The following is a 23,719-nucleotide window of genomic DNA, read 5'->3' as shown; positions in this document are numbered from 1 at the left end:
TATTCACCTGTAAATTACAAAATTATCACAAATGATCATTTGTGTTCTTTATTGATCTTAAAGAGTGACCTGATACTTGTTCTTATCGTGGACGACTTGTCCAATAGAGCAGTAAACTAAGCGCTTCTGGCACAAAGTGGCTATTTGGGAAAGGTATGAAAAAGTTTGATATTGCCGTGATTGGTGGGGGTATGGTTGGTGCTGCTGTGGCGGTGGGGTTTGCCAAACAAGGGAAAGAAGTGTTGGTTGTTGAACATCATCAGCCTGAAGCTTATGACTCTACCCAGCCAATGGATTTGCGCGTATCTGCAATTTCTCAATCTTCAGTGAACTTTCTCGAAGAACTTGGAGCTTGGAATACTATCGAAAGCACCCGTGTATGCCCATACATACGCCTTGAAACGTGGGATATGCCAGAGTGTCGCACACGATTTCATTCCGACGAACTCAACCTTGAGCAACTGGGCTTCATTGTAGAGAACCGTATGGTGCAGTTGGGGTTGTGGGATGCGATGGCTAAGCTAAGTAATATCACGCTAAAGTGCCCAGATACGTTAGAGGCGATAGAAGATAATTTGGATTCTAGAGTGCTTCGTTTAGCCAGCGGGGAAGAATATCAAGCGACATGGGTGATTGGAGCCGATGGAGCAAATTCGAAGGTGAGAGACATTGCTCAAATAGGTGTTACTGCTTGGGATTACCGCCAGCATTGCATGTTGGTTAATGTCACAACAGATAAGCCTCAGCAAGATATTACTTGGCAGCAATTTACCTCGTCTGGACCTCGTTCATTCTTGCCTCTACCGGGGTATCAGGGCTCGGTTGTTTGGTATGACTCGCCGCAAAAAATTCGTTCTCTACTGGCGATGAATCATACTCAGCTGGCAACAACTATTATGGATGAATTCCCAGCTGAACTCGGCACAATAACGGTAGAGCAAGCCGGTGCTTTTCCGCTCACGAGACGCCATGCACAGTGCTACCATCAAAAAGGCTGTGTGTTAGTAGGAGACGCTGCCCACACTATTAATCCTTTAGCGGGGCAGGGCGTTAATTTGGGATTCAAAGATGTAAAAGCGTTGCTAGAACAAAGTGATTCGCTGGGTTTGACCAAACAAGCTTTGGATCAGTATCAATCGATTCGTAAGCGCGACAACCTCCTAATGCAAACAGGGATGGATGTATTTTACAAAGTCTTTAAAGACACATTCCCTCCCATCGCATTTGCACGAAACGCGGCATTGAAACTCGCAGAGCACTCCGGTCCTATTAAGCAACAAGTTCTGCGCTATGCGCTCGGTTTATAGCGCAATGTTCACACGCTTAAACGTAGGCTAAAAAAACTGCACACATACGGGGTTACCAGTCGAGATGCTGTACCCCGTTTCTTGTAATGTCCCGCTTTCTTCATTGCGGCGATAAGACACCAAATTGTTCGTATCTTGATTCGCGACAACTAACCATTTTCCGTTTGGCGTCAGGTTAAAATCCCGAGGGTTTAACCCACCTGATGATATGGTTTGAATTACGCCCAAATCACCGGAGACTTCCACCTTTAAACAGACGATAGAAGATTGCTGTCTACCTGAAACATAAACAAACTTCTCATCTGAAGATAAACGTATCGCTGCGGCAGCACCACCTTCATTGTGTTCTACAAATGGAGAAATGGTTGATGCTATTTCCCAAATGTCGTTTTCATTCTTTTTAAGAACCAAAACTTCTTCAGACAACTCGCAAAGCACATAAGCTTTGAGCTCATCTTGTGAGAAAACCAAGTGGCGAGGACCACTACCTGGTGGTGTTTGAACGTGCTGAACTTCAGATTCGTTGATGAGGGTGTTGGATATGGGATAAAAGCTCACTCGGTCCGTACCAAGGTCTACCGTGACTAATTCATTGGTTTGTTTTAAAAAACATGCAAAGTGAGCGTGAGGTCCTTCCTGCCTATCAGTATTTGGACCATTACCAGCATGTTGGATTGTGTGTGTGTGTTCTAGCCGATCACTGCTGAGCGAGAATACACTGAAATTGCCAGTGCCATAATTAGACGTCACTGCTAGTGTTTGATTTGAGTTTACTGCAACGTGGCACGGATAATCACCATCAACCAGATTGCTATCGAGCAGGGTCAGCTGGTGGTTTTTAATATCGTGCACTGACAAGCCTGCCCCTTTTCCATTGGCGAACTCATTAATTGCGAAAACTCGCCCATCCTGAGAGGTCAAGTAAGCAGGATTTTGCTCATCAGATATCAGCGCAAGTTTGTCGAAAGCGCCTGTTTCTAAATTCATGTGGACAGAGGAAATACCTTTTCCTTCCCCTGTCATGGCTCCAATGGATTGAGTGTAGCTACCGATAAGAATCTTTTGATGATTTGCCATTCTGAGTTGCCTTCGCTGCTTTAATTTATGCAAGCCATGATCAGTATGATTGGGGATAAAACGCAACTGAAAGCGGAATTCATAGAGAAAGAATGAGAATCAGAACAAAGATTTGATGATGTGAATCAGAAATGATCATGCAGAAAATAGAAAACCCACCAAAAGGTGGGTTTCTAAATAATGGTGCGGAAGGAGAGACTTGAACTCTCACACCTTGCGGCGCCAGAACCTAAATCTGGTGCGTCTACCAATTCCGCCACTTCCGCAACAAATCTGTAGTCTTGAATGATGATTGGTGAATCATTCAGACGTTGTATATGGTGGCTACGACGGGATTCGAACCTGTGACCCCATCATTATGAGTGATGTGCTCTAACCAACTGAGCTACGTAGCCACTTTTTGAAAAATGGTGCGGAAGGAGAGACTTGAACTCTCACACCTTGCGGCGCCAGAACCTAAATCTGGTGCGTCTACCAATTCCGCCACTTCCGCATCAAAATTTTTAGTTATCAAGATGATTGGTAAAATCTCAATAACGTTGTATATGGCTGGGCTACCTGGATTCGAACCAGGGAATGGCGGCATCAAAAGCCGCTGCCTTACCGCTTGGCGATAGCCCAGTAGAACAACTACATTTTGGAATTGAAGTGTTACTACACTGAATTCCGCCACCGCCGCTTAGCGGTAGTTTATATACTGTATCCACTTAAAACTCAATCTATTAAGTATTTAAGTGTGAATTTAGTGGCTGGGCTACCTGGATTCGAACCAGGGAATGGCGGCATCAAAAGCCGCTGCCTTACCGCTTGGCGATAGCCCAACAACGAGTGTGTATAATCACACTCTAAATAATGGTGCGGAAGGAGAGACTTGAACTCTCACACCTTGCGGCGCCAGAACCTAAATCTGGTGCGTCTACCAATTCCGCCACTTCCGCAACAAATTTGTAGTCTTGACTGACAATTGGTAAGTCAATCAGACGTTGTAATGGCTGGGCTACCTGGATTCGAACCAGGGAATGGCGGCATCAAAAGCCGCTGCCTTACCGCTTGGCGATAGCCCAACAGCGAGTGTGTATAATCACACTCTAAATAATGGTGCGGAAGGAGAGACTTGAACTCTCACACCTTGCGGCGCCAGAACCTAAATCTGGTGCGTCTACCAATTCCGCCACTTCCGCAACTTAATCTGTAGTTATCAAGACAATTGGTAAAGTCTCAACAACGTTGAATAATGGCTGGGCTACCTGGATTCGAACCAGGGAATGGCGGCATCAAAAGCCGCTGCCTTACCGCTTGGCGATAGCCCAACTGATTGTTTAGCGTGTCAATCTCACGCTCTTTATTTCTAAAGAGAACAATTCATGGTGCGGAAGGAGAGACTTGAACTCTCACACCTTGCGGCGCCAGAACCTAAATCTGGTGCGTCTACCAATTCCGCCACTTCCGCATGAATTTGTTGTGATAGAAGGTTTGAGATGGTGCGGAAGGAGAGACTTGAACTCTCACACCTTGCGGCGCCAGAACCTAAATCTGGTGCGTCTACCAATTCCGCCACTTCCGCGTCTCAAATTTCTATCTTGTTATTCGCTAATTGGTAAAAGCCAATAACAATTGTATGGTGGCTACGACGGGATTCGAACCTGTGACCCCATCATTATGAGTGATGTGCTCTAACCAACTGAGCTACGTAGCCATCTTTTGTTGCTATGTTTTTAGAGCGAGACAATATAATACAATCTCTACTCTAGTTCTACCGAAAATGTAAAAACTTTTCGCTAGAAAACAATATGGCTGGGCTACCTGGATTCGAACCAGGGAATGGCGGCATCAAAAGCCGCTGCCTTACCGCTTGGCGATAGCCCAACAGCGAGTGTGTATAATCACACTCTAAATAATGGTGCGGAAGGAGAGACTTGAACTCTCACACCTTGCGGCGCCAGAACCTAAATCTGGTGCGTCTACCAATTCCGCCACTTCCGCATTATTTCCTAAAAGCTTTCAAAAAAGCACTTAGGAAATGGTGGCTACGACGGGATTCGAACCTGTGACCCCATCATTATGAGTGATGTGCTCTAACCAACTGAGCTACGTAGCCATTTTCAAACTTTTGATCTCTTTGATAAGTCGCCTTATTGTCGAGAACGGAGCGCATTATGCGGATATGACCCAAAACCGTCAACAGTTTTTTTTAATAAATTGCGATTTTAGAATTGTTCGCCCTTTTTTTAAGCAAAGAGACGTGTTTCTGATCTAAAAGTGTTGTGATTGCAACACAGGTATAGCCTGGAGGGGTATTCAAATCGGAATTATGGGTATCGTTAAATAAAAAAAGCCAACAAATTTGTTGGCTTTTTGAACACTTTTAAGTGAAAACGTGAAGAGTAACGCTTAAACGTTGAAGCGGAAGTGAACGACGTCACCATCTTTCACAATGTAGTCTTTACCTTCTAGACGCCATTTACCGGCTTCTTTTGCACCGCTTTCTCCGTTGAATTGGATGAAATCATCATACCCAACGACTTCTGCACGGATGAAACCTTTCTCAAAATCAGTGTGGATTTTTCCAGCAGATTGAGGAGCTGTTGCACCAACTGGAATTGTCCATGCACGCACTTCTTTTACACCTGCGGTGAAGTAAGTTTGCAGCGTTAACAACTCGTAGCCAGAACGAATTACACGGTTCAACCCTGGTTCTTCAATGCCCATATCGGCAAGGAATTCTTCGCGGTCTTCATCGTCTAGCTCAGACAGTTCTGATTCGATAGATGCACAAACAGCGACAACAACGTTGTTTTCATTCTCGGCGTACTCACGTACTGCATCTAGGTATGGGTTGTTTTCAAAGCCATCTTCATTCACATTGGCAATGTACATGGTTGGCTTAAGTGTTAGGAAGTTCAAGTAGCCTACGGCTGCCAGTTCTTCTTTTGCAAGATCAACCGTACGAGCCATTCCACCTTCTGTTAGAACAGGAAGCAGTTTTTCAAGAACAGTCAGTTCAAACTTCGCGTCTTTGTCGCCGCCTTTGGCTTTCTTAGTGTTGCGGTGTATAGCGCGCTCACAAGAATCCAAATCAGCCAATGCAAGTTCTAGGTTGATGACTTCAATATCTTCAATTGGAGAAACTTTACCCGCTACGTGAACAATATTTTCGTTCTCGAAACAGCGAACAACATGACCAATCGCATCTGTTTCACGAATGTTTGCAAGGAATTTGTTACCGAGCCCTTCACCTTTGGATGCGCCCGCAACCAAACCTGCGATGTCGACAAATTCCATTGTTGTTGGCAAGATTTTTTTCGGATTAACAATTTTCGCTAATGCGTCTAAACGCAAATCTGGAACAGGTACTACGCCTGTGTTTGGCTCGATAGTACAGAAAGGAAAGTTTGCTGCCTCGATGCCTGCTTTAGTCAGTGCGTTAAACAGAGTTGATTTACCAACATTTGGCAAACCAACGATGCCACATTTAAAACCCATGATAGTAACCTTATTCAGCTTTGAACGTGTGTAAGCGGTTTTGCGCTTTCGTAAGTCCGTCTTTTAACAAGATGTCGAGGCTGCGTACAGATTCATCTACTGCAGCTTCAATGCATTCTTGCTCTTTGGCTGGTGCTTTGCCCAATACATAGCCCGCCACTTTGTCTTTATGCCCAGGATGACCAATGCCAATCCTAAGGCGATAGAAATCTTTGTTATTGCCTTGTTTACTGATGATGTCTTTTAGACCGTTATGCCCACCATGACCACCGCCTTTTTTAAATTTGGCTATACCAGGAGGCATGTCGAGTTCATCATGTGCCACCATTATTTCTTCTGGGGTAATCTGATAGAACTTTGCAAGTGCTGCGACCGCCTTGCCAGACAGGTTCATATAGGTGGTTGGAATCAGTAAACGCAAATCCTGACCATCGACCATGATACGACCCGTTAACCCGAAAAATTTAGCTTCATTTTTTAAGGTTACATTATGAACCCTCGCTAATTCTTCAACTGCCCAAGCCCCAGCATTGTGGCGGGTTCTTGCGTATTCCGGTCCGGGATTTGCCAATCCAACCAGAAGTTTAATGGTCTGACTCAAGGTTATGGTCTCTCTGCGTAATCAAAAAGCGCGATATGATAGCACAATTCAAACTTATTAATCGACAGGATGTCTGCGGACATTCTACGGATAAAAAAATGCCCCGCATTGCGAGGCATCTTTTAAATTAGGGTCATTCATAGCTCAACCTAAATCTTGGTTGGGCTTTGAACTTAAGTCTTAGTTGAACATTGCAGAGATAGACTCTTCATTGCTGATACGACGAATCGCTTCAGCCAACATGCTAGACAGAGTAAGCTGAGTTACTTTGCCTGTTGCTGCCATCTCTTGAGGTAGTTCGATTGAGTCAGTAATAATGACTTGGTCAAGTACCGAGTTAGCAATGTTTTCAGCAGCGTTACCAGAGAACACAGCGTGAGTTGCGTAAGCGAATACACGCTTTGCGCCACGTTGTTTTAGTGCTTCTGCCGCTTTACAAAGTGTGCCACCTGTATCGATCATGTCATCAACGATCACGCAATCGCGACCTTCAACATCACCAATAAGGTTCATCACTTCTGAAACGTTAGCACGTGGGCGACGCTTGTCTACGATAGCGATATCAGTATCGTCGAGAGCCTTTGCGGTCGCACGAGCACGTACAACACCGCCAAGGTCAGGAGATACAACAACCGGATCTTCAAGACCACGAGCACGCATATCTTCAAGTAGTACTGGAGTACCGAAGATATTATCTACAGGAACATCGAAGAAGCCCTGAATTTGTTCTGCGTGAAGGTCGATAGTAAGAACGCGGTCAACACCAACGTTAGAAAGGAAATCGGCAACCACTTTAGCAGTGATTGGCACACGAGCTGAACGTACACGGCGATCTTGACGAGCGTATCCGAAGTAAGGGATTACTGCTGTAATACGGCCAGCTGAAGCACGGCGCATTGCATCAATCATTACCACCAACTCCATTAGGTTGTCGTTGGTTGGTGCACAAGTAGATTGGATGATGAATACATCACTACCACGCACGTTCTCGTTGATTTGAACAGCGACTTCGCCGTCAGAGAAACGGGAAACAGTAGCGTCACCTAGGGAGATGTATAGACGATCAGCAATACGTTGGGCTAGTTCAGGTGTAGCGTTACCAGCAAATAGCTTCATATCAGGCACGGTAGAAACCTCGGGGTTGCGTCCAGTTTTTAGATAGATTGTGAGTCGGCCGATTCGTACTCGGCCAATCTTTCTTTTAGAGGCGAAAGATTTACGCCTGCAGCTACAAATGCATGTACATCATCTGAAAGCTGAGAGAGCACTGAATTTGCTTCACTTTTGTTCGAAAATTCGCCAAAAATGCAAGATCCAGTACCCGTCAATCTTGACGGCGCGTATTGTAGCAGCCATGAAAGTTGCTTATCAACCTCAGGATAGAGTATTCGGACGATTTTTTCGCAATCGTTTTCGTACTCAGTGTCAAGAAGTGTTGCCAGATCTCGTTTTGGTGTGTTTCTTGTCAATTGAGAATGAGAAAAAATGTCGGCTGTCGCGATGCTGACATTAGGGCGAACAACGAGATAGACTTTTTCTTCTGGCTCTGCTGGGTAAATTTCTTCACCAACGCCTTCTGCAAACGCGGCGTGACCTCGAACAAAAACAGGTACATCGGCACCCAAAGCCAAGCCTATTTCCGCCAGCTCATTGTCGGACAGCTTGGTTTGCCACAAATAATTCAACGCAACCAACGTTGTCGCGGCGTTTGAAGAGCCACCGCCTATTCCCCCACCCATTGGAAGAATCTTTTTTAACTCAATGTGCGCACCTAATCGGCATCCGGTTTTTTGTTGCAGTGCATGGGCGGCTTTCCAAATTAAGTTATCTTCTAGGGCAACCCCTGTGATTTCTGGCGACAGCGTCACGTTACCGGTTGTATTGGCTTTTATACCCAACTCATCGCCGTAATCGATGAACTGGAATAGTGTTTGGAGCTCGTGGTAACCATTAGCTCTTTGACCCGTTATGTACAAAAATAGGTTGAGTTTTGCTGGCGAAGGCCAAGTGGTATGGGTTGGAATCATTGAGAGACTATCCATTTTGAAACGGCAATTTTTAACTTTGTTTTGTCCTGTACTAACGTCAGGCTCGACGGTAATACGAATTCATTTTGTTGGGTGTATTTATTAAAGTTTAATTCCCAAGCTTGACCATCTATCTGCTTTGTTAAGCCACTTAACGTATTCTCTTCGTTAAGTTGGTAGTAGTCAGCATCGATAGGTAAACCTTTTATCCATTCACTTAACTGATCAATCGGGATACTGAGACCGGTAAGACGCTTAATCAGAATATTGCCACTAACGTGCTGATACGTGTCCCCTTCATGGGTGACGACGGTTGCTCCATTTTCATCAATGTTAAGCAATAACGCGGTCTGACCAAGCAAGGTAGTTAGACGAAGTTCTTCTGAGTTATGAGTTTTTTTCCAATAGAAATTCAGGCTCTGGCGCTTACTTTCACTGATGTAAGCCATTTTCCCTGTCAGGGCATATTCATGGAGTGATTCTAGCTGATTTTGATGTGAAACCCAGTCGACAGGTTGATTGGTCGTCTCTGGAAGGGTGGTACAAGCAGAAAGTAAAAGTGCTACTGAAGCGACAAACAGTGCAGAAGAGCTTCTCAAGGCACGAACAAATTGGGTGATAGGTGAAATGAGTAGAATAGTCAATCTTTGCTCCACATAACGCTAATTCGGCGCTCACTATATCACTTAAATGACATCGTGTTTAAATCCCCCCTTTAAATAGGTGCTTCCATAAAGTAAAATTCAAGCTCTTACAGTATTTTCGGACAGAGATCTCTCACTACATGTCTTTGCTTGTCATTGGTATCAATCACAATACGGCGTCGGTCGAATTGCGAGAAAAAATTGCATTTTCTCCAGACAAGCTGACCCAAGCACTATCTGATATTGCCAATAATTCAAGTATTAACGGTGGAGTGATCCTTTCAACCTGCAATCGCACAGAAATATATTGTGACGTCAAAAATGCAGGAAAAGGTCAGATAATCGATTGGTTGACTGATTTTCACGGTATCCATTCAACCGATTTAATGCCCAGCCTGTATATCCATGAAGAACAATCTGCCATCAAACATTTGATGAGAGTGGCTTGTGGGTTAGATTCCTTGGTGTTGGGTGAACCCCAAATTTTAGGTCAGGTTAAGCAGGCGTTTTCGGATGCTCGTGATAGTAAGGCCGTTGACGCTACAATGGAGAAGCTTTTTCAGAAAGCGTTTTCTGTTGCTAAGCGTGTTCGAACTGAAACTGAGATTGGTGGTAATGCGGTGTCTGTAGCTTACGCTGCATGCACACTAGCAAAACACATTTTCGAATCGATTGAAGAGACAACAGTATTGTTGGTCGGTGCAGGTGAAACCATAGAGTTGGTTGCCAAACACCTTGATGGTCATGGCTGTAAAAAAATGATTGTCGCGAACCGTACTCGTGAAAGAGCACAAACACTGGCGGAAGATTTTTGTGCGTCAGTGATTAGTTTGCCGGAAATACCTGATCATTTGCCAAAAGCTGATATTGTTATCAGTTCCACAGCAAGTCCGTTGCCGATCATAGGGAAAGGAATGGTAGAAACGGCTTTAAAAGCCCGCAGGCATCAACCGATATTAATTGTTGATATTGCGGTGCCTAGAGATGTAGAAGCACAAGTTTCTGAACTGGACGATGCCTATTTATATACAGTGGATGATCTTCAATCCATCGTTGATAAGAATATAGAGCAAAGAAAAGTCGAAGCCATACAAGCGGAAGCCATTGTGGCAGAAGAAAGTGCTGGGTTTATGACTTGGCTTCGTTCTCTGCAAGCGGTAGATAGTATTAGAGACTACCGCGAATCTGCGAATGGTATCCGTGAAGAGCTGCTTTCTAGAAGTTTGCAATCGCTGTCTTCGGGCGGTGATCCGGAAAAAATTCTTATCGAGCTTAGCAATAAGTTAACCAACAAGTTGATTCACGCTCCCACGCGTGCGCTGCAAAGTGCAGCAGAGCAGGGTGAACCCGCCAAATTAACTGTTATACGTCAGAGTCTCGGACTCGAAGACTCCTAAACTGATTTTAAGAACATTATGAAACCTTCTATTTTGACCAAGCTTCAAACGCTGGTAGAGCGTTATGAAGAAGTCCAGCATTTGCTTGGCGATCCAGACATCATTGGCGACCAAAACAAGTTCCGCGCCCTTTCGAAAGAATACTCTCAGTTGGAAGAAGTCACGAAATGCTTCCAATCTTATCAGCAAGCGCAAGAAGATCTTGAGGCTGCAGAAGAGATGGCGAAAGAAGACGATGCCGAAATGCGTGAAATGGCTCAAGAAGAAATCAAAGAAGCAAAAGCGTCCATTGAAAATTTAGCGGACGAGCTTCAGATTCTTTTACTGCCTAAAGATCCTAATGATGACCGTAACTGCTTCCTAGAAATCCGAGCGGGTGCAGGTGGCGATGAAGCGGGAATTTTTGCGGGTGACTTGTTCCGCATGTACAGCAAATATGCTGAGAAACGTGGTTGGCGAGTTGAAGTTGTGAACTCCAATGAATCGGAACACGGCGGTTACAAAGAGATGATTGCGAAAGTGGTCGGTGAAGGGGTTTATGGCGTATTGAAATTTGAATCTGGTGGTCACCGTGTTCAGCGCGTACCAGAAACAGAATCTCAAGGTCGCGTACACACTTCAGCTTGTACTGTTGCCATTATGGCGGAGATCCCAGAAGCAGAAATTCCAGAAATCAAAGCATCGGATCTGAAAATCGATACCTTCCGAGCGTCGGGCGCAGGTGGTCAGCACGTTAACACCACTGACTCAGCCATCCGAATTACTCACTTGCCTACAGGTACAGTGGTTGAGTGTCAAGATGAGCGTTCACAGCACAAGAACAAAGCGAAAGCGATGTCGGTTCTGGCTGCGCGAATTACCCAAGCTGAAGAAGCCAAGCGAGCAGAAGAAGTGTCAACAACTCGACGCAACCTATTAGGTTCTGGCGACCGAAGTGATCGAATTCGTACCTACAACTACCCTCAAGGTCGTGTTTCTGATCATCGTATCAATCTAACGGTGTACCGTTTGAACGAGGTGATGGAAGGCGATCTACAAAGCTTGGTTGATCCCGTGATTCAAGAGCATCAAGCGGATCAACTAGCGGCATTAGCAGATCAAAACTAACAGCATGTTGAACGCTAATGACTAGTGAGCTAGGTATGCCTGCAAGTATTGAAGCCACTTTAAAAGCGGCAACAGAACAATTGATAGCCAGCGGCAGTGATTCGCCGTCGCTGGACGCGGCTGTATTGCTTTGCCACGCACTGGATAAACCGAGAAGCTACCTGCTGACTTGGCCTGAGCGAGCAATGACGACCGAACAGAATACAACGTTTCTCTCTCTCTTAGAAAGACGTTTGGCCGGAGAGCCCGTCGCCTACATTGTAGGTGAAAGAGAATTCTGGTCGTTGCCGTTAAAGGTGTCACCATCAACATTGATCCCTCGACCCGACACTGAACGCCTAGTTGAACTGGCGTTGGATAAGATGTCTGGCGTTACAGGAGAAGTGCTTGATTTGGGAACTGGGACGGGTGCCATTGCATTGGCGATAGCCAGTGAATTGCCCTCGGTACAGGTCACAGGCGTCGACATTCGTATTGAAGCTCAAAAACTGGCTACAGAGAACGCAACGCGTTTAACTATACGAAATGCTTCATTTTTACAAGGAAGTTGGTTTTCCCCTATTACTGAGGGAACGAAATTTGCTTGTATCGTAAGTAATCCACCCTATATTGACGCTTGCGACCCACACCTTGAGAAAGGTGATGTTCGATTTGAGCCGATGAGTGCGCTTGTTGCAGAAGAGAAAGGAATGGCGGATCTGAGCTACATAGCTGATAACGCACGTTCTTATCTTTCTGAAGACGGTTGGCTTTTAATGGAGCACGGCTTTGAGCAAGGCTTGCTAGTGCGAGATGTTTTAACGTCACTAGGGTATGTCGATGTAGTGACAGAACAAGATTACACCGGAAACGACAGAGTGACGCTGGGTCGCTTTCAGTCTTGATAAAGGGCGATATCGTCCTTATTGATGAGCAATGTACTGAGTACATATAAAAAAGATAATTATTATGTATATAGCGCTAAAACATTTCCACATGCTTACGATTGCGATCAGTGTATTGCTGTTTGTTCTTCGGTATGCATTGATGGTGGCTAAATCGCCAGTATTAGAAAATAAATTTCTCAAAATATCACCTCACATTAACGACACACTTTTGTTGTTGTCTGGTGTGGGATTGGTTGCTATCACGGGCTTTGTACCGTTTACACCAGCAGGGCTTTGGTTAACTGAAAAGATAACTTGTGTGCTGGCTTACATTGCCCTTGGATTTTTTGCATTAAAATTAGGTAAGAACCAATTGTTACGAGCGTTTGCCTTTTTTGGTGCGCTAGGATGGTTGGCTATGGCAGGGAAACTTGCTGTTACGAAAGTACCGGTATTGTTAGGTTAAATCATGTTTGATCTGTTCGACGAAGACTTAGATGACATGACATTGGTTGAAGGGGCTTTAGCGCTAAATGAGGCGATTGATCCTGATACGAATGTACATTGGGCGAATGCAGAGCTTGAGCGTCTGTTAAAAGAAGCCGAGCTAGAATTGAGCCACGAAGTGAATGAGCAAGCAAGGTTTGAGGCTTTCTTGCGCCTTTTTTATTGCCAGTGGCAATTTGAAGGCGACAGTGAAGCTTACTTTGCAAGTGAAAATGCTTTTATGGACAAAGTGCTTGAGCGACGCAAAGGCATCCCTGTTAGCTTGGGTTCGCTTTTACTCTATTTTGGTCAAAAGCTGGGCTTTCCTGTAGAAGGGGTAACCTTTCCGACTCAGTTTCTTGTCAAGGTGATGTGGCCTGATGAAACAGCGACATACATCAACCCATTCAATGGGGAATACGTCAGTGAGCAAACACTGCGTGCATGGCTAATTGGTCATGATGGACCATTGGCTAAATTGAAGCCAGAGCATTTGGCTTCAGCGGACAATCCGACGGTGATTGGGCGTTGGCTTGCGTTAATTAAATCTGCGATGTTGCGTGAAGAGCGATACACTTTAGCGCTGAATTGCACGGATTTAGCATTGACGTTTGTTCCTGATGACCCTTATGAAATCCGCGATCGTGGGTTTATATATCAGCAACTCGATTGCCATCAAATTGCAGCAACGGATTATCAATTTTTTATAGATCAATGCCCTGATGATCCGGGTGCAGAACTCCTTAAAGCTCAGGTGAGTACCATGAGCGAAACTCAAATTACTATTCATTAGGCGAGACCTTCCTATGGAACAGAAAACCGTCAAAATTGGCGAACTGGATGTCGCTAACGACAAGCCATTTACACTTTTTGCGGGCATGAATGTCCTTGAATCACGCGATCTTGCTATGCAGATCTGTGAGCATTACGTAAAGGTGACAGAGAAGCTGGGTATCCCTTATGTATTCAAAGCGTCTTTTGATAAAGCAAACCGCTCCTCAATCAATTCATACCGTGGTCCTGGTATGGAGGAAGGTTTAAAAATTTTCCAAGAGTTGAAAGAGACTTTTGGTGTCAAAATTATTACCGATATCCACACAGAAGCGCAGGCACAACCCGTTTCTGACGTCGTGGATGTTATCCAACTTCCTGCTTTCTTGGCTCGTCAAACCGATTTGGTTGAAGCGATGGCCAAGACCGGTGCTGTTATTAACGTGAAAAAACCTCAATTTATGAGCCCTGCTCAGGTGGGGAATATCGTTGATAAGTTCGCGGAATGTGGCAACGAACAAATCATTTTATGTGAGCGTGGAGCTTGCCACGGTTACGATAACCTTGTGGTAGACATGCTTGGCTTTGGCGTGATGAAAAAGGCGTCTAATGGTAGCCCTATCATCTTTGATGTGACCCACGCGCTACAAATGCGTGACCCATCGGGTGCCGCATCTGGTGGACGCCGTGAGCAGACTGTTGAACTTGCGAAAGCGGGTCTAGCGACGAGCATTGCAGGTTTGTTTATTGAAGCGCACCCTAATCCAGATAAAGCGCTATGTGATGGCCCATCTGCGTTGCCTCTTGATAAGTTGGAACCTTTCTTAGCTCAAATGAAATCTTTGGATGATTTGATTAAAAGCTTCGAACCTATTGAGATTAACTAGGCTGGTTTCAGATAAATATCAGCGTACTAGCGCTAGCTAATTGAAGTGAAAAAAACGGGCTTTTAATGCCCGTTTTTGTGTTTATTGTGCTTGGACTTTTACAGGTCTAAAGCTTGAATCGAGACACTTCTTGGTAGAGTTCACCAGAAATACTGTTCAGCTCTGAAGCTTGTGCACTTGCGTCTTGCGCTTGCTCCGCAAGAGCCTGAGAAACGTCTTTTACTTCGTTGGTGTTACGAGTAATTTCTTCTGTCACCAAAGATTGCTCTTCTGCTGCTGCCGCAATTTGGCTTGCCATGTCGTTGATCATATTGGCGGACTGAGTAATTCGCTGAAGGCTTTCTGATGCAATACGAGCGTCAGTGACAGCTTTCTCTGCATTATTCTGGCTGATTTGCATAGAAGACACTGCACGCTGAGTCGTACTTTGAAGCGTATCAATATTGCGGTTGATTTCGCCTGTCGCATCATGCGTTCGTTGGCTTAAGACTCGAACTTCGTCTGCAACTACCGCAAACCCGCGACCTTGCTCACCGGCACGCGCCGCCTCGATAGCTGCATTCAATGCCAATAGATTGGTTTGCTCTGCGATTTCCTGAATCGTCGACAAAATGCCACTGATTTCCTGAGCATGCATTTCAAGCTCTTGGATAACAGAAGTGGCATCGCTGATGTCTGAGGCAAGAGAAAGAATAGACTCTTGGCTATTGAGTACCTCACGTTCACCTTGATTAGAGATCTCAACCGTTGCAGCCCCTTCTCTGGCTGTGTTTTCTGCATTGCTGGCGATTTCTTGAGTAGCGCTTGACATCTCGGTTACTGCCGTTGCCACCATATTGATTTCTTGTTGCTGGTGGTCGATGCGATGGGCATTCTCATTGGCGTGTCGAGAAGTGATATCGGCTTGGCTCGATAATTGAGTTGAATAGTTGTGAATGTTCGATACGAGCAAATGCATTTTTTCTGTAAATCGATTGAAGTTTGCAGCAAGCTTGCCAACTTCGTCGTTCGATTGAATGGTAATTCGTTGCGTTAGGTCCCCATCACCCTCTGAGATCTCTTCCAGCGCTTTACTGACTTGAGTAAGCCCTTTCAGCTGGAAAGAAACCATCCACCAGATAACGAAAAGTACGATCAACGCGACTATGATGCCAGTAAAAATCAATTGTTTAAGAAGAGCGTCGTGGTTGGCTTCTTCCGTTGCACGGTCCATTTCCAATGCAAAAATCCAGTCGCTGTTCGGTACTGAAGCAAAGTAAAGAAGTTTCTCTTTACCGCCGCGAATCGATATCTCAATTCGGTTCTCATCCGATGCAGAACGAATCGCAGTGTTAGAGAGTTTTGGAGCGTAGCGGTTAAAAGGCGTCATCAGTAACGACTCTTGAGGGTGAGATAAGATGGTTCCCCCTTCATTAAGCATCATAGCGAACGCATTGTCGCCTACTTGGTAGCTGTTGAGGTTTTTTTGAATCGACCCCAGCTTAAGGTCCGCACCCAAGATACCAATCATTTGACCGTTAGCGTACACCGGAGTCGATATCGTTAGCATGGTGTGACCTTGTTGGGCACCAACATACGGTTTTGATACCACGGTTTTACGTTGGTTAGAAGCTTGCTTAAACCAGTCGCGACCGCGAGCATCAAACTCAGGGTAGGGAGTAGATGTGCCTGCAAGATAAACGTCGCCGTTCATTTGCGCGAAAAATACTTCATCGAATCTGCCTGCTTTTTTCGCTTGAGGTAATGCCACAATGGCTTCTTCTAGCGAATTAACAGTAGCGGCGGCATCCACTACATCCTTGTGAGACACCAGCCAGTATTCCAGAGATTCGACAGCGGTATTCGATAAGCTTATCGCGCGGCTGTAAACACCGTGACGCGTTTGCTCAAAAAGAATAGATGAAGCACGCCACGTTAAAATGGAGCGGGTTCCCTATGCTTTCTGCCAATATTTACGACAAAGAAACGGGCGAGCGTAAATATCAGGCTTATCATATTTTTGAAAAGCAAGGCATCAAGATTGCGGTTATCGGTCTAACGACAGAAGATACGGCGAAAATTGGTAACCCTGAGTTCATCAGTAGCCTAGATTTCCGTGATCCAAAAGTAGAAGCGAAAAAGCTAATTGCTGAACTAGAGAAGTCTGAAAAGCCTGATCTTATCTTCGCGGTTACACACATGGGTCACTATGAAGACGGTAAGCGTGGCATTAACGCTCCTGGTGATGTTGCGTTGGCTCGTTACTTAGATGAAGGTTCTTTGGACATGATCGTAGGTGGTCACTCTCAAGAACCTGTTTGTATGGAAGGTCCAAACGTTGCGAAGAAGAAGTTCAAACCTTCTGACGAATGTAAGCCAGATCAGCAAAACGGCACTTGGATTGTTCAAGCTCATGAGTGGGGCAAATACGTAGGTCGCGCTGATTTTGAATTCACGAACGGTGAACTTCAAATGGTCAGCTACGATTTAATTCCTGTTAACTTGAAGAAGAAAATTAAAGTTGACGGTAAGAAGAAGCGTGTCCTAATTGAAGACGAAATTGCACAAGATCCAACGGTACTCGCATTCCTTAAGCCATACCAAGAAAAAGGTCAGGCAGAGCTAAACGTTAAGATTGCAGAAACCAACGGCAAGCTGGAAGGTGACCGTAACGTTGTTCGCTTCAACCAAACTAACCTTGGTCGTTTGATTGCGACAGCACACATGCAACGTGCTAAAGCGGACTTTGCGGTAATGAACTCTGGTGGTGTTCGTGATTCAATTGAGCAAGGTGAGGTCACGTACAAAGACGTACTTACTGTTCAGCCATTTGCCAATATTCTAACTTACACTGACATGTCTGGTGCTGAAGTATTGGATTACCTTAACGTTGTAGCAACTAAGCCTGTTGATTCTGGTGCTTATGCACAGTTCGCTGGCATTTCTATGACCGTTGCTAATGGCAAAGTAAGTAATGTAAAAGTGGGTGGGAAAGCTCTAGACAAAGCGAAAACTTACCGCTTTACCGTTCCTAGCTACAACGCAGCAGGCGGCGACGGCTATCCTAAGCTGTCTGGTCACCCTGGTCACGTAAACACAGGATTTGTTGATGCTGAAGTTTTGAAGGACTACCTAGAAAGCAACAGCCCAATTAACGTAAATGCGTATGAGCCAAAAGGCGAAATGGTATACAAGTAATTGACCCATAGCGGAAATTACGATTTGATAAAGGCGAAGCGAATGCTTCGCCTTTTTTTATGGAAATCGTACGCATGACACCAGCCATCAATTTAGCGAAAAAGAAAAACGTCCCCCATAAGGTCCATCAGTACAAACACGATCCAAGTAACCAGAATTATGGGCTTGAAGCCGTTGAGGCTTTGGGGCAGAACCCGGAGTGTGTTTTCAAAACGTTATTGTTTAGCCTCGATGGACAAGATAAAAACCTGGCCGTTGCCGTTATACCTGTTGCAAGTAAATTGAATCTTAAACTCGCAGCCAAAGCGGCGAAGAGTAAAAAAGCGGATATGGCGGATCCAAGCATTGCTCAGAAGACTACTGGTTACATTGTGGGAGGAATTAGCCCAATCGGACAAAAGAAGGCACTACCAACCTTTATTCATTCCTCTGCACTCGCTTTAGATCTTATGTGCGTGAGTGCCGGAAAGCGTGGGTTGGAAATAGAGCTCACGCCTGAAGATCTATCCAAACTAACTCGCGCTCAATTTGTCGACCTTTGCATTTAAATACGATTCTTACGGTGTTTGACGCAGACAAATAGATCGCCAAAAAGATAAACCACGACCGAAGAGGACACTTTAAAATGTGTTTGGTGAAAGAGGATTCGACGCGGCTGGGCTTCCAGACCCCGATCCACATGCGACGCAGATATATAGGTCGCTAAAACGAAAAAACCTCGTCCGAAGACGAGGTTTTAAAATGTGGTCGGTGAAGAGGGATTCGAACCCCCGACCCTCTGGTCCCAAACCAGATGCGCTACCAAGCTGCGCTATTCACCGATTCTTTATATCTCAAGGCTTTGCCTCAAGATGGATGCGTATAATACGGTTTCTGACGACAGACGCAAGCACTTTTATCAATAATTTTTAACTTATTGACGGTGTGGTTAGATGGTGAGCGATTAGTAATTAAATGTGATTAAAAACACATCAAAAGAAACAAAGTCGTCACGTCGGTATTACTGTTGATCTAGATCAGTACTGAGTAATCCATCGAGTATTAACGTTAACCTTGTCTTTCAGCACTGACGGAGGAAACATGGACTTTTGGCTAGATCTCCTATTTGGTAATGCTATAGGGCTGTCTTCAATGATAGTTATATTCGGCGCAATTGGACTGATGCTGTTTTTCGGCACCTACTTCGTCTATAAAGTATTGAATGACAAATCTCCTCACTAGATCGCTTAGCAATTAACTAAATTGCACCGAAGGGAGTGGACTGCTTTCTTCGGTTTTTCTTTTTCTAACACTCCATATTCCCATCACTTGGGTATATAATCCGTTCATCTGTTGATGATGCATTCGAGATGAACTTATGTCTCAAGATGATGAGCTGGATCTCTTTCAGCAAATGATGAGTGATGTCACTCCTATCAAAAACGACACGGCTATTCACGAGAAAAAACACCAAGTGACCGATGTGCAACTTGCAAAGCGCGAAGCTGCGATGTCTCTATCAGAAGATGACCCCGAATATTTGTCTTTAGAACATGCGCCTATGCTAAAGCCAGATGATATGGTCGAATACCAAAAACCGGGTGTTCAGGATGGAGTTTATCGAAAGTTAAGGCTTGGGAAATACCCGATTCAAGCGCGACTAGACTTGCACAAGAAATCGCTGAAAGATGCGCGAGATGAAGTGGTTAAGTTTCTTAAACAGTGTCAGCGATTGGATATTAGAACACTTGTGATTGTTCATGGTAAAGGCGAGCGTTCTAACCCTCCGGCATTGATGAAAAGTTATGTGGTGAGTTGGTTATCCCAAATCCAAGAAGTGATGTGTTTTCATAGTGCGCAACGATTCCATGGCGGAACAGGTGCTGTGTATGTCATGTTGAAAAAAAGTGCAGAAAAAAAGCTCGAAAATCGAGAGCGTCATCAGAAAAGAATGAGCTAATTTTTAAGGCGGAAATCCCGCTGGTTCACACCGATTGTCATCCGTTGTGAAACGTTAACAAAAGAGAAAATATCAATATGTCTCAGACATCTGAAGCCAAAAGGCTAAACAAATTCATTAGTGAAACTGGGTATTGCTCGCGCCGTGAAGCCGACAAATTAATCGAGCAGGGTAGAGTGACCATTAATGGTGATCTGCCTGAAATGGGTGTGAAGGTATTGCCAACAGACGACGTGCTGATCGACGGAAATCCTTTAAGGCAAAAAGAAAAGCCAATCTACATTGCACTTAACAAACCCACGGGGATCACCTGCACAACAGAACGTCACGTTGAAGGCAACATTGTTGACTTTGTTGGTCATAGAAAACGCATATTCCCAATTGGTCGTTTAGACAAACCTTCCGATGGACTGATTTTCCTAACCAACGATGGCGATATTGTTAATAAGATTTTACGTGCAGGAAATTCCCACGAGAAAGAATACGTTGTACGAGTGGACAAACCGATCACTCAAGAGTTTCTCGACAAAATGGGTAGTGGTGTTGAAATTTTAGATACAGTTACGCTTCCTTGCAAAATCTCTAAGGAAACAAAATTCTCCTTTAGAATTGTTCTAACTCAAGGGCTTAACCGCCAAATTCGACGTATGTGTGAAGCGTTGGGCTTTGAAGTATTTAAACTACGCCGTGTTCGAATTATGAACATTTCGCTTGATGGCATCCCTAATGGTAAGTGGCGTTACTTAACCGACGAAGAAGTAGCAGACATTCATCGATTGTGTGAATCATCGGTTGGAACAGAAGAAGCGTCTCGCGCAGATAGTAGCGGTAAAAAGATAGAGAAAGCGACGGATGCGAAGCTGTTCGATCACCGCCAAAAAGAACAAGCAGAACCTAAAAAGTTCAAGACCTTTAAAGGCAAAGGTACCGACTTTAATCGCCGACCAAGTAAAGGTGGAGAAGGAAGCACCGCTAGGCATAACAACGGTACTGTTAGTAAGAGCGGGAATAATAAAGGCGGCAGCAATAGCGGCAATCATAGTCAGAAGAACCGAAGACCAGAATCCAACGCTGGTGGTAAAAGCCGTCCATTTAAAGTCAGAAAACCGAGTGGAAAAACTCTGGGCTAAGTTAACCTGAATTTAGAATGAGTTAGGGTAACCGATTCCGATTCTTATACAACAAAGGAAGACAATGTCTTCCTTTGTTTATTTATGCGCTACACGTTTTTACACGTTTGTTATAGAGTTTCCGCGAAGCTCTGGTGAAGCAGTCACTTTTCTCCGCTAGCACTCTACTTTTGATGAGTTGGAAAGCTGATGCACTTTCCACCCTTTCTGCTCAAGGAGCTCAAGTACGTTGTGCTTCCCAAGTAAATGTAATGTACCCACCACCACTGTATAGTTACCTGCCACCTTCAGCCATTCTGGAGTATTCAACTTTTCAACCCAGTCTCGGTTGCGTTGATACAGCAAGGTTTCCAATGCATCTTCTTCAAAATCCCCTTCTTCAAGCAGTTGAAGGAGCTTACTTTTATCCCCCGACTTCCAAGCTGATATTTGACAATGGAATTCGTCGTTATACTTATCCCAATGCAGTAATGTTTCTACGAGCAACTGTGATCCGTTACGAGGGAGTGCGTTGAGAAATCCAAGTTGCTGATTTGCCGTTTCTAGTGCTTTAACAGGAACATTGTATTCTAACGCTTGGTTGGTCAGAACATGATCAACCCCATCATTTGCGGCGTAACCTAAGCGTTGGAAATTAGCCATTTGAAGGGTTAAAGCGGCCAGCCAAGGTGGGGAATTCTGCAATCGAGAATCGGGTAAGCCAAGTTCTTTGGCGATAGCAGTGAGTTTTGACGATTGTTCTTTACTCAGAATGTCGCTGGTCGAAAGTTCAGACGTCGGGAAACTGAGTGATTCTGGAGGGTGGCTTAAATCAATTTCAACAATCAAAGCTTTGCTGTCACTTAAAAAGCGATTCACCATCTTAGGCAGCGGATACATGCTTTTGTCGCCAACATGGATAGAACCCAGTATTAACAGAGTTTGCTGACCTTTTTGTGCTTTCCAGTAGAGCGGCTCTTGAGCTATTGAAGTTAACGGGAAAACAAGAAGCAAAGCCAATGCAATACGCAATGCAGAAGACAAAGACATAGAAAGTTCCTGACGTTGATTATCGATTTATACAGAAAGTGGGGGATGGCGTGTTTCGGTATATGCTCGTCTTTACTATGAGTATGTATCTTATGAAGTTTTGTTGTGCCCCATAGTAAAACCCCACCGGATATCGTATTCCAATGGGGGGAGAAATGACAGAAGCGCTGTCACTAAATTAGGGATTGTTTAGAATTTGTAGCCGATACCCGCATATAGAGAAGTGGACTCAGCAACAACTTTTTTAGCCCCAGCTTTAATCGTAAACTGTTCCATGATGTCGTAACCAATTTCAGCACCCAAGGTAAGACCGAAGCCGTCAGAAAAAGGTTTTTGCGATACTTTATACGTCTTGCCAAGAATTTTTGTTGATACTTCTACCTTACCATTTGCGCTTACATACGCTGCCCCCACTGGTGCTGCGAGATAAAGGTTACCTAAGTATAATTTTGGTTTAAGGTTGAAGTTGATTGCTGAAACGCTAATCTCTGAAGATGCTTGAATTCCAGTGACGAATATTTAATTAAGCGGAGTCAATCAAGTGAATCTACACCAGTTAGAGAGCGATAGGCGACAATGAAGTTTTACCCTAAATTTTATTGTTCACACCAAGTTTCAAAATGTAAGAAAACAGCGATTTACCTGTGTTGTTTTCCATTCTCTTTCTCTGCGTAACTCTAAATTTCGCTTTCATTGGTGAGTGATATTATGTGATCTAGATCTTTTTTATTACCTAAAAATACCTGATTCTGTTGATGTGTTCCTTGTGCTTATGTGACCAGGATCAGTATTGGTTGCTGCTATGCCGTATGGAATGTGATGTGACGCGAAATGCATGTTATAAGTGAACTTAATAACTTTTTATTTATAGTGTTTAACATGCTGAATAATAATGTTTTTTAGGTTTTTATAATCTTTGATTTTGATGGTGATCACTATTTAATTGGTTTTGTTTTGCGCTCCGAAAAATATCTGTAATGATTTGAATCGAGCCAGGGAGGCACTAAAAAGAATTCAACTGGATTGCGTATTCTTCGACCAAAACGGATTCAGTGCAGATTAACAAAGATAGGTAATTAAAATGAAAAAAGTATTCACTCTTTCGGCTCTAGCAGCGGTCATGTCTACCAGCGCTTTCGCAGGTTCTTCTTACGTAACGGGTAACGCTCAATTCCACAGCGATGATATCCATGGTTCAAAAGCGACTTCTACTCTAGAAGCAGGTCACACGTTCGATTCTGGTACCACCCTTTTGGTTGAGTACGATGGTATCCCAGTAGGTAAGTTAACTGGCGATGCTGCTCCAACACCTTACATCACACTTGGTGCAGAGCAGATGTTTAGCATCAACGACAATCTTTGGGTTGCAGCGGGTTACCATCACTTGCTCAACAATGGCGAAACAGTTCAGTATCGCCCACTCGTCAAGATTGGCTACAACTTCGATAACGGTCTTTCTTTGAGCAACCGTACTCGTTACCACTCAGTAAAAGATGGCGACAATCAAACACGTTTCGACAACCGTATTGGTTACACGTTGAATGAAGATGTTGCATTGTCTTACAACAACGTATACGTGGTTAACTCTGCAGAAGGTGCAGACAACTCAATGGATCACGAGCTTCGTGCGACATGGACTCGTAAAGGTGTACAACCTTACTTTGAGTTCCGCAATCAAGGCGACAACGCCAACAACGCATTCGTATTTGGTGCGTCTTACGGCTTCTAATTATCCGTAACCTTTTCTAAGTCCGAAATTGCCCGCTGTCCTAGCGGGCTTTTTCGTTTAAT

At 44.4% G+C, this 23,719-nt stretch carries 21 protein-coding genes, 16 tRNA genes and 1 pseudogene; 13 read left to right on the top strand and 25 right to left on the bottom strand.

The features are described 5' to 3' along the window. Positions 1–155: 155 nt before the first annotated feature. The gene (locus LDO37_RS14330) at positions 156–1,307 is read left to right on the top strand and encodes a 2-octaprenyl-3-methyl-6-methoxy-1,4-benzoquinol hydroxylase (protein ID WP_126605973.1); all 1,152 of its coding nucleotides are present in this window, start codon (positions 156–158) and stop codon (positions 1,305–1,307) included. Between the two features lie 27 nt (positions 1,308–1,334). Here LDO37_RS14330 and LDO37_RS14325 read toward each other — a convergent pair whose 3' ends face one another. The 21 genes from LDO37_RS14325 to lolB form a co-directional block, all read right to left on the bottom strand. After that, complete coding sequence (locus LDO37_RS14325) at positions 1,335–2,384, bottom strand: lactonase family protein (RefSeq protein WP_126605974.1); 1,050 nt, start codon at positions 2,382–2,384, stop codon at positions 1,335–1,337. 181 nt (positions 2,385–2,565) lie between these two features. Further along, positions 2,566–2,650: transfer RNA gene (locus LDO37_RS14320), tRNA-Leu, on the bottom strand. 52 nt (positions 2,651–2,702) lie between these two features. Next, a tRNA-Met gene (locus tag LDO37_RS14315) sits at positions 2,703–2,779 on the bottom strand. Positions 2,780–2,792: 13 nt separating this feature from the next. Then, a tRNA-Leu gene (locus LDO37_RS14310) sits at positions 2,793–2,877 on the bottom strand. Between the two features lie 53 nt (positions 2,878–2,930). Next, positions 2,931–3,005: transfer RNA gene (locus LDO37_RS14305), tRNA-Gln, on the bottom strand. A 125-nt stretch (positions 3,006–3,130) separates the two neighbouring features. After that, positions 3,131–3,205, bottom strand: a tRNA-Gln gene (locus LDO37_RS14300). 32 nt (positions 3,206–3,237) lie between these two features. After that, positions 3,238–3,322, bottom strand: a tRNA-Leu gene (locus tag LDO37_RS14295). Between the two features lie 51 nt (positions 3,323–3,373). Continuing rightward, positions 3,374–3,448 (bottom strand) — tRNA-Gln (locus tag LDO37_RS14290). A 32-nt stretch (positions 3,449–3,480) separates the two neighbouring features. Beyond that, positions 3,481–3,565: transfer RNA gene (locus tag LDO37_RS14285), tRNA-Leu, on the bottom strand. Positions 3,566–3,619: 54 nt separating this feature from the next. Continuing rightward, a tRNA-Gln gene (locus LDO37_RS14280) sits at positions 3,620–3,694 on the bottom strand. 55 nt (positions 3,695–3,749) lie between these two features. Continuing rightward, a tRNA-Leu gene (locus tag LDO37_RS14275) sits at positions 3,750–3,834 on the bottom strand. 29 nt (positions 3,835–3,863) lie between these two features. Further along, positions 3,864–3,948, bottom strand: a tRNA-Leu gene (locus LDO37_RS14270). 55 nt (positions 3,949–4,003) lie between these two features. Beyond that, positions 4,004–4,080, bottom strand: a tRNA-Met gene (locus tag LDO37_RS14265). Positions 4,081–4,175: 95 nt separating this feature from the next. Further along, a tRNA-Gln gene (locus LDO37_RS14260) sits at positions 4,176–4,250 on the bottom strand. 32 nt (positions 4,251–4,282) lie between these two features. Next, a tRNA-Leu gene (locus LDO37_RS14255) sits at positions 4,283–4,367 on the bottom strand. Between the two features lie 38 nt (positions 4,368–4,405). After that, positions 4,406–4,482: transfer RNA gene (locus LDO37_RS14250), tRNA-Met, on the bottom strand. A 293-nt stretch (positions 4,483–4,775) separates the two neighbouring features. Then, a complete protein-coding gene (ychF, locus tag LDO37_RS14245; RefSeq protein ID WP_101110741.1) occupies positions 4,776–5,867 on the bottom strand; it encodes a redox-regulated ATPase YchF in 1,092 nt (363 codons plus the stop codon). Between the two features lie 10 nt (positions 5,868–5,877). Then, positions 5,878–6,468 (bottom strand): aminoacyl-tRNA hydrolase, encoded by a 591-nt coding sequence (pth, locus tag LDO37_RS14240; protein ID WP_126605975.1) that lies wholly within the window; start codon positions 6,466–6,468, stop codon positions 5,878–5,880. A gap of 180 nt (positions 6,469–6,648) precedes the next feature. Next, complete coding sequence (locus tag LDO37_RS14235; protein WP_004401505.1) at positions 6,649–7,593, bottom strand: ribose-phosphate pyrophosphokinase; 945 nt, start codon at positions 7,591–7,593, stop codon at positions 6,649–6,651. A 29-nt stretch (positions 7,594–7,622) separates the two neighbouring features. After that, positions 7,623–8,510 carry a 4-(cytidine 5'-diphospho)-2-C-methyl-D-erythritol kinase gene (gene ispE, locus LDO37_RS14230; protein WP_126605976.1) on the bottom strand — a complete coding sequence of 296 codons (888 nt, stop codon included), beginning with the start codon at positions 8,508–8,510 and terminating at the stop codon, positions 7,623–7,625. Continuing rightward, the gene (gene lolB, locus LDO37_RS14225) at positions 8,492–9,139 is read right to left on the bottom strand and encodes a lipoprotein insertase outer membrane protein LolB (protein ID WP_185829690.1); all 648 of its coding nucleotides are present in this window, start codon (positions 9,137–9,139) and stop codon (positions 8,492–8,494) included. Before lolB ends, ispE begins: the two co-directional genes overlap by 19 nt. 140 nt (positions 9,140–9,279) lie before the next feature. Here lolB and hemA point away from each other — a divergent pair, with 140 nt between their 5' ends. From hemA to kdsA, 6 genes are all read left to right on the top strand, one after another. Next, positions 9,280–10,536 (top strand): glutamyl-tRNA reductase, encoded by a 1,257-nt coding sequence (hemA, locus tag LDO37_RS14220; RefSeq protein ID WP_126605978.1) that lies wholly within the window; start codon positions 9,280–9,282, stop codon positions 10,534–10,536. Positions 10,537–10,554: 18 nt separating this feature from the next. Next, positions 10,555–11,643 (top strand): peptide chain release factor 1, encoded by a 1,089-nt coding sequence (prfA, locus tag LDO37_RS14215; RefSeq protein ID WP_101110736.1) that lies wholly within the window; start codon positions 10,555–10,557, stop codon positions 11,641–11,643. Between the two features lie 35 nt (positions 11,644–11,678). Beyond that, positions 11,679–12,527 (top strand): peptide chain release factor N(5)-glutamine methyltransferase, encoded by an 849-nt coding sequence (gene prmC / locus LDO37_RS14210; protein WP_126605991.1) that lies wholly within the window; start codon positions 11,679–11,681, stop codon positions 12,525–12,527. A gap of 64 nt (positions 12,528–12,591) precedes the next feature. Then, the gene (locus LDO37_RS14205) at positions 12,592–12,975 is read left to right on the top strand and encodes a SirB2 family protein (protein ID WP_126605979.1); all 384 of its coding nucleotides are present in this window, start codon (positions 12,592–12,594) and stop codon (positions 12,973–12,975) included. Positions 12,976–12,978: 3 nt separating this feature from the next. Further along, a complete protein-coding gene (locus LDO37_RS14200) occupies positions 12,979–13,788 on the top strand; it encodes a SirB1 family protein (protein WP_104400414.1) in 810 nt (269 codons plus the stop codon). Positions 13,789–13,801: 13 nt separating this feature from the next. Further along, positions 13,802–14,653, top strand: a complete 852-nt coding sequence (gene kdsA / locus LDO37_RS14195; RefSeq protein WP_126605980.1) for a 3-deoxy-8-phosphooctulonate synthase — start codon at positions 13,802–13,804, stop codon at positions 14,651–14,653. 106 nt (positions 14,654–14,759) lie between these two features. Here the strand turns inward: kdsA and LDO37_RS14190 are convergent, their stop codons facing one another. Beyond that, positions 14,760–16,508: a methyl-accepting chemotaxis protein gene (locus tag LDO37_RS14190; RefSeq protein WP_221768489.1), complete on the bottom strand. Its 1,749-nt coding sequence runs from the start codon at positions 16,506–16,508 to the stop codon at positions 14,760–14,762. Positions 16,509–16,567: 59 nt separating this feature from the next. Between LDO37_RS14190 and ushA the strand changes: the two are divergent. Further along, positions 16,568–17,830, top strand: a pseudogene (gene ushA / locus LDO37_RS14185) (bifunctional UDP-sugar hydrolase/5'-nucleotidase UshA); the annotation flags it as partial. 74 nt (positions 17,831–17,904) lie between these two features. Then, positions 17,905–18,378, top strand: coding sequence for a Cys-tRNA(Pro) deacylase (gene ybaK / locus LDO37_RS14180; protein WP_126605982.1), 474 nt, complete (start codon positions 17,905–17,907; stop codon positions 18,376–18,378). 196 nt (positions 18,379–18,574) lie between these two features. Here ybaK and LDO37_RS14175 read toward each other — a convergent pair. Next, a tRNA-Pro gene (locus LDO37_RS14175) sits at positions 18,575–18,651 on the bottom strand. Positions 18,652–18,910: 259 nt separating this feature from the next. Here LDO37_RS14175 and LDO37_RS14170 point away from each other — a divergent pair. The 3 genes from LDO37_RS14170 to rluF all read left to right on the top strand — a co-directional run bounded on the left by LDO37_RS14170 (position 18,911) and on the right by rluF (position 20,899). Further along, entirely contained in the window at positions 18,911–19,051 is a 141-nt protein-coding gene (locus LDO37_RS14170; protein ID WP_101110726.1) for a DUF3149 domain-containing protein, read from the top strand. Positions 19,052–19,187: 136 nt separating this feature from the next. Then, complete coding sequence (gene smrA / locus LDO37_RS14165) at positions 19,188–19,769, top strand: DNA endonuclease SmrA (protein WP_126605983.1); 582 nt, start codon at positions 19,188–19,190, stop codon at positions 19,767–19,769. Positions 19,770–19,846: 77 nt separating this feature from the next. Continuing rightward, entirely contained in the window at positions 19,847–20,899 is a 1,053-nt protein-coding gene (gene rluF, locus LDO37_RS14160) for a 23S rRNA pseudouridine(2604) synthase RluF (RefSeq protein WP_126605984.1), read from the top strand. A 156-nt stretch (positions 20,900–21,055) separates the two neighbouring features. Here rluF and LDO37_RS14155 read toward each other — a convergent pair whose 3' ends face one another. Then, on the bottom strand, positions 21,056–21,928 hold the full coding sequence (locus tag LDO37_RS14155) for a TraB/GumN family protein (RefSeq protein WP_126605985.1): 873 nt from the start codon (positions 21,926–21,928) through the stop codon (positions 21,056–21,058). Positions 21,929–22,117: 189 nt separating this feature from the next. Then, positions 22,118–22,342 (bottom strand): hypothetical protein, encoded by a 225-nt coding sequence (locus tag LDO37_RS14150; protein ID WP_126605986.1) that lies wholly within the window; start codon positions 22,340–22,342, stop codon positions 22,118–22,120. 667 nt (positions 22,343–23,009) lie between these two features. On the opposite strand from LDO37_RS14150, the gene LDO37_RS14145 reads away from it, so the two are divergent. Continuing rightward, positions 23,010–23,657 carry an oligogalacturonate-specific porin KdgM family protein gene (locus tag LDO37_RS14145; RefSeq protein ID WP_104400402.1) on the top strand — a complete coding sequence of 216 codons (648 nt, stop codon included), beginning with the start codon at positions 23,010–23,012 and terminating at the stop codon, positions 23,655–23,657. Positions 23,658–23,719 lie beyond the last annotated feature (62 nt).

It is taken from the genome of Vibrio penaeicida, from assembly GCF_019977755.1.
In the GTDB taxonomy this organism is placed as follows: domain Bacteria; phylum Pseudomonadota; class Gammaproteobacteria; order Enterobacterales; family Vibrionaceae; genus Vibrio; species Vibrio penaeicida.
The sequence above is the reverse complement of the archived record's forward strand: the minus strand, read 5'-3'. Positions and strand labels throughout refer to the sequence as shown.

Excerpts from the sequence above, each read along its gene's own strand:
- prmC (WP_126605991.1), top strand. The coding sequence starts at position 11,679 with ATGCCTGCAAGTATTGAAGCCACTTTAAAAGCGGCAACAGAACAATTG.
- LDO37_RS14330 (WP_126605973.1), top strand. The coding sequence starts at position 156 with ATGAAAAAGTTTGATATTGCCGTGATTGGTGGGGGTATGGTTGGTGCT.
- ychF (WP_101110741.1), bottom strand. The coding sequence starts at position 5,867 with ATGGGTTTTAAATGTGGCATCGTTGGTTTGCCAAATGTTGGTAAATCA.
- kdsA (WP_126605980.1), top strand. The coding sequence starts at position 13,802 with ATGGAACAGAAAACCGTCAAAATTGGCGAACTGGATGTCGCTAACGAC.
- LDO37_RS14170 (WP_101110726.1), top strand. The coding sequence starts at position 18,911 with ATGGACTTTTGGCTAGATCTCCTATTTGGTAATGCTATAGGGCTGTCT.
- rluF (WP_126605984.1), top strand. The coding sequence starts at position 19,847 with ATGTCTCAGACATCTGAAGCCAAAAGGCTAAACAAATTCATTAGTGAA.
- LDO37_RS14325 (WP_126605974.1), bottom strand. The coding sequence starts at position 2,384 with ATGGCAAATCATCAAAAGATTCTTATCGGTAGCTACACTCAATCCATT.
- ybaK (WP_126605982.1), top strand. The coding sequence starts at position 17,905 with ATGACACCAGCCATCAATTTAGCGAAAAAGAAAAACGTCCCCCATAAG.
- LDO37_RS14145 (WP_104400402.1), top strand. The coding sequence starts at position 23,010 with ATGAAAAAAGTATTCACTCTTTCGGCTCTAGCAGCGGTCATGTCTACC.
- smrA (WP_126605983.1), top strand. The coding sequence starts at position 19,188 with ATGTCTCAAGATGATGAGCTGGATCTCTTTCAGCAAATGATGAGTGAT.
- LDO37_RS14155 (WP_126605985.1), bottom strand. The coding sequence starts at position 21,928 with ATGTCTTTGTCTTCTGCATTGCGTATTGCATTGGCTTTGCTTCTTGTT.
- ispE (WP_126605976.1), bottom strand. The coding sequence starts at position 8,510 with ATGGATAGTCTCTCAATGATTCCAACCCATACCACTTGGCCTTCGCCA.
- prfA (WP_101110736.1), top strand. The coding sequence starts at position 10,555 with ATGAAACCTTCTATTTTGACCAAGCTTCAAACGCTGGTAGAGCGTTAT.
- hemA (WP_126605978.1), top strand. The coding sequence starts at position 9,280 with ATGTCTTTGCTTGTCATTGGTATCAATCACAATACGGCGTCGGTCGAA.
- LDO37_RS14200 (WP_104400414.1), top strand. The coding sequence starts at position 12,979 with ATGTTTGATCTGTTCGACGAAGACTTAGATGACATGACATTGGTTGAA.
- LDO37_RS14205 (WP_126605979.1), top strand. The coding sequence starts at position 12,592 with ATGTATATAGCGCTAAAACATTTCCACATGCTTACGATTGCGATCAGT.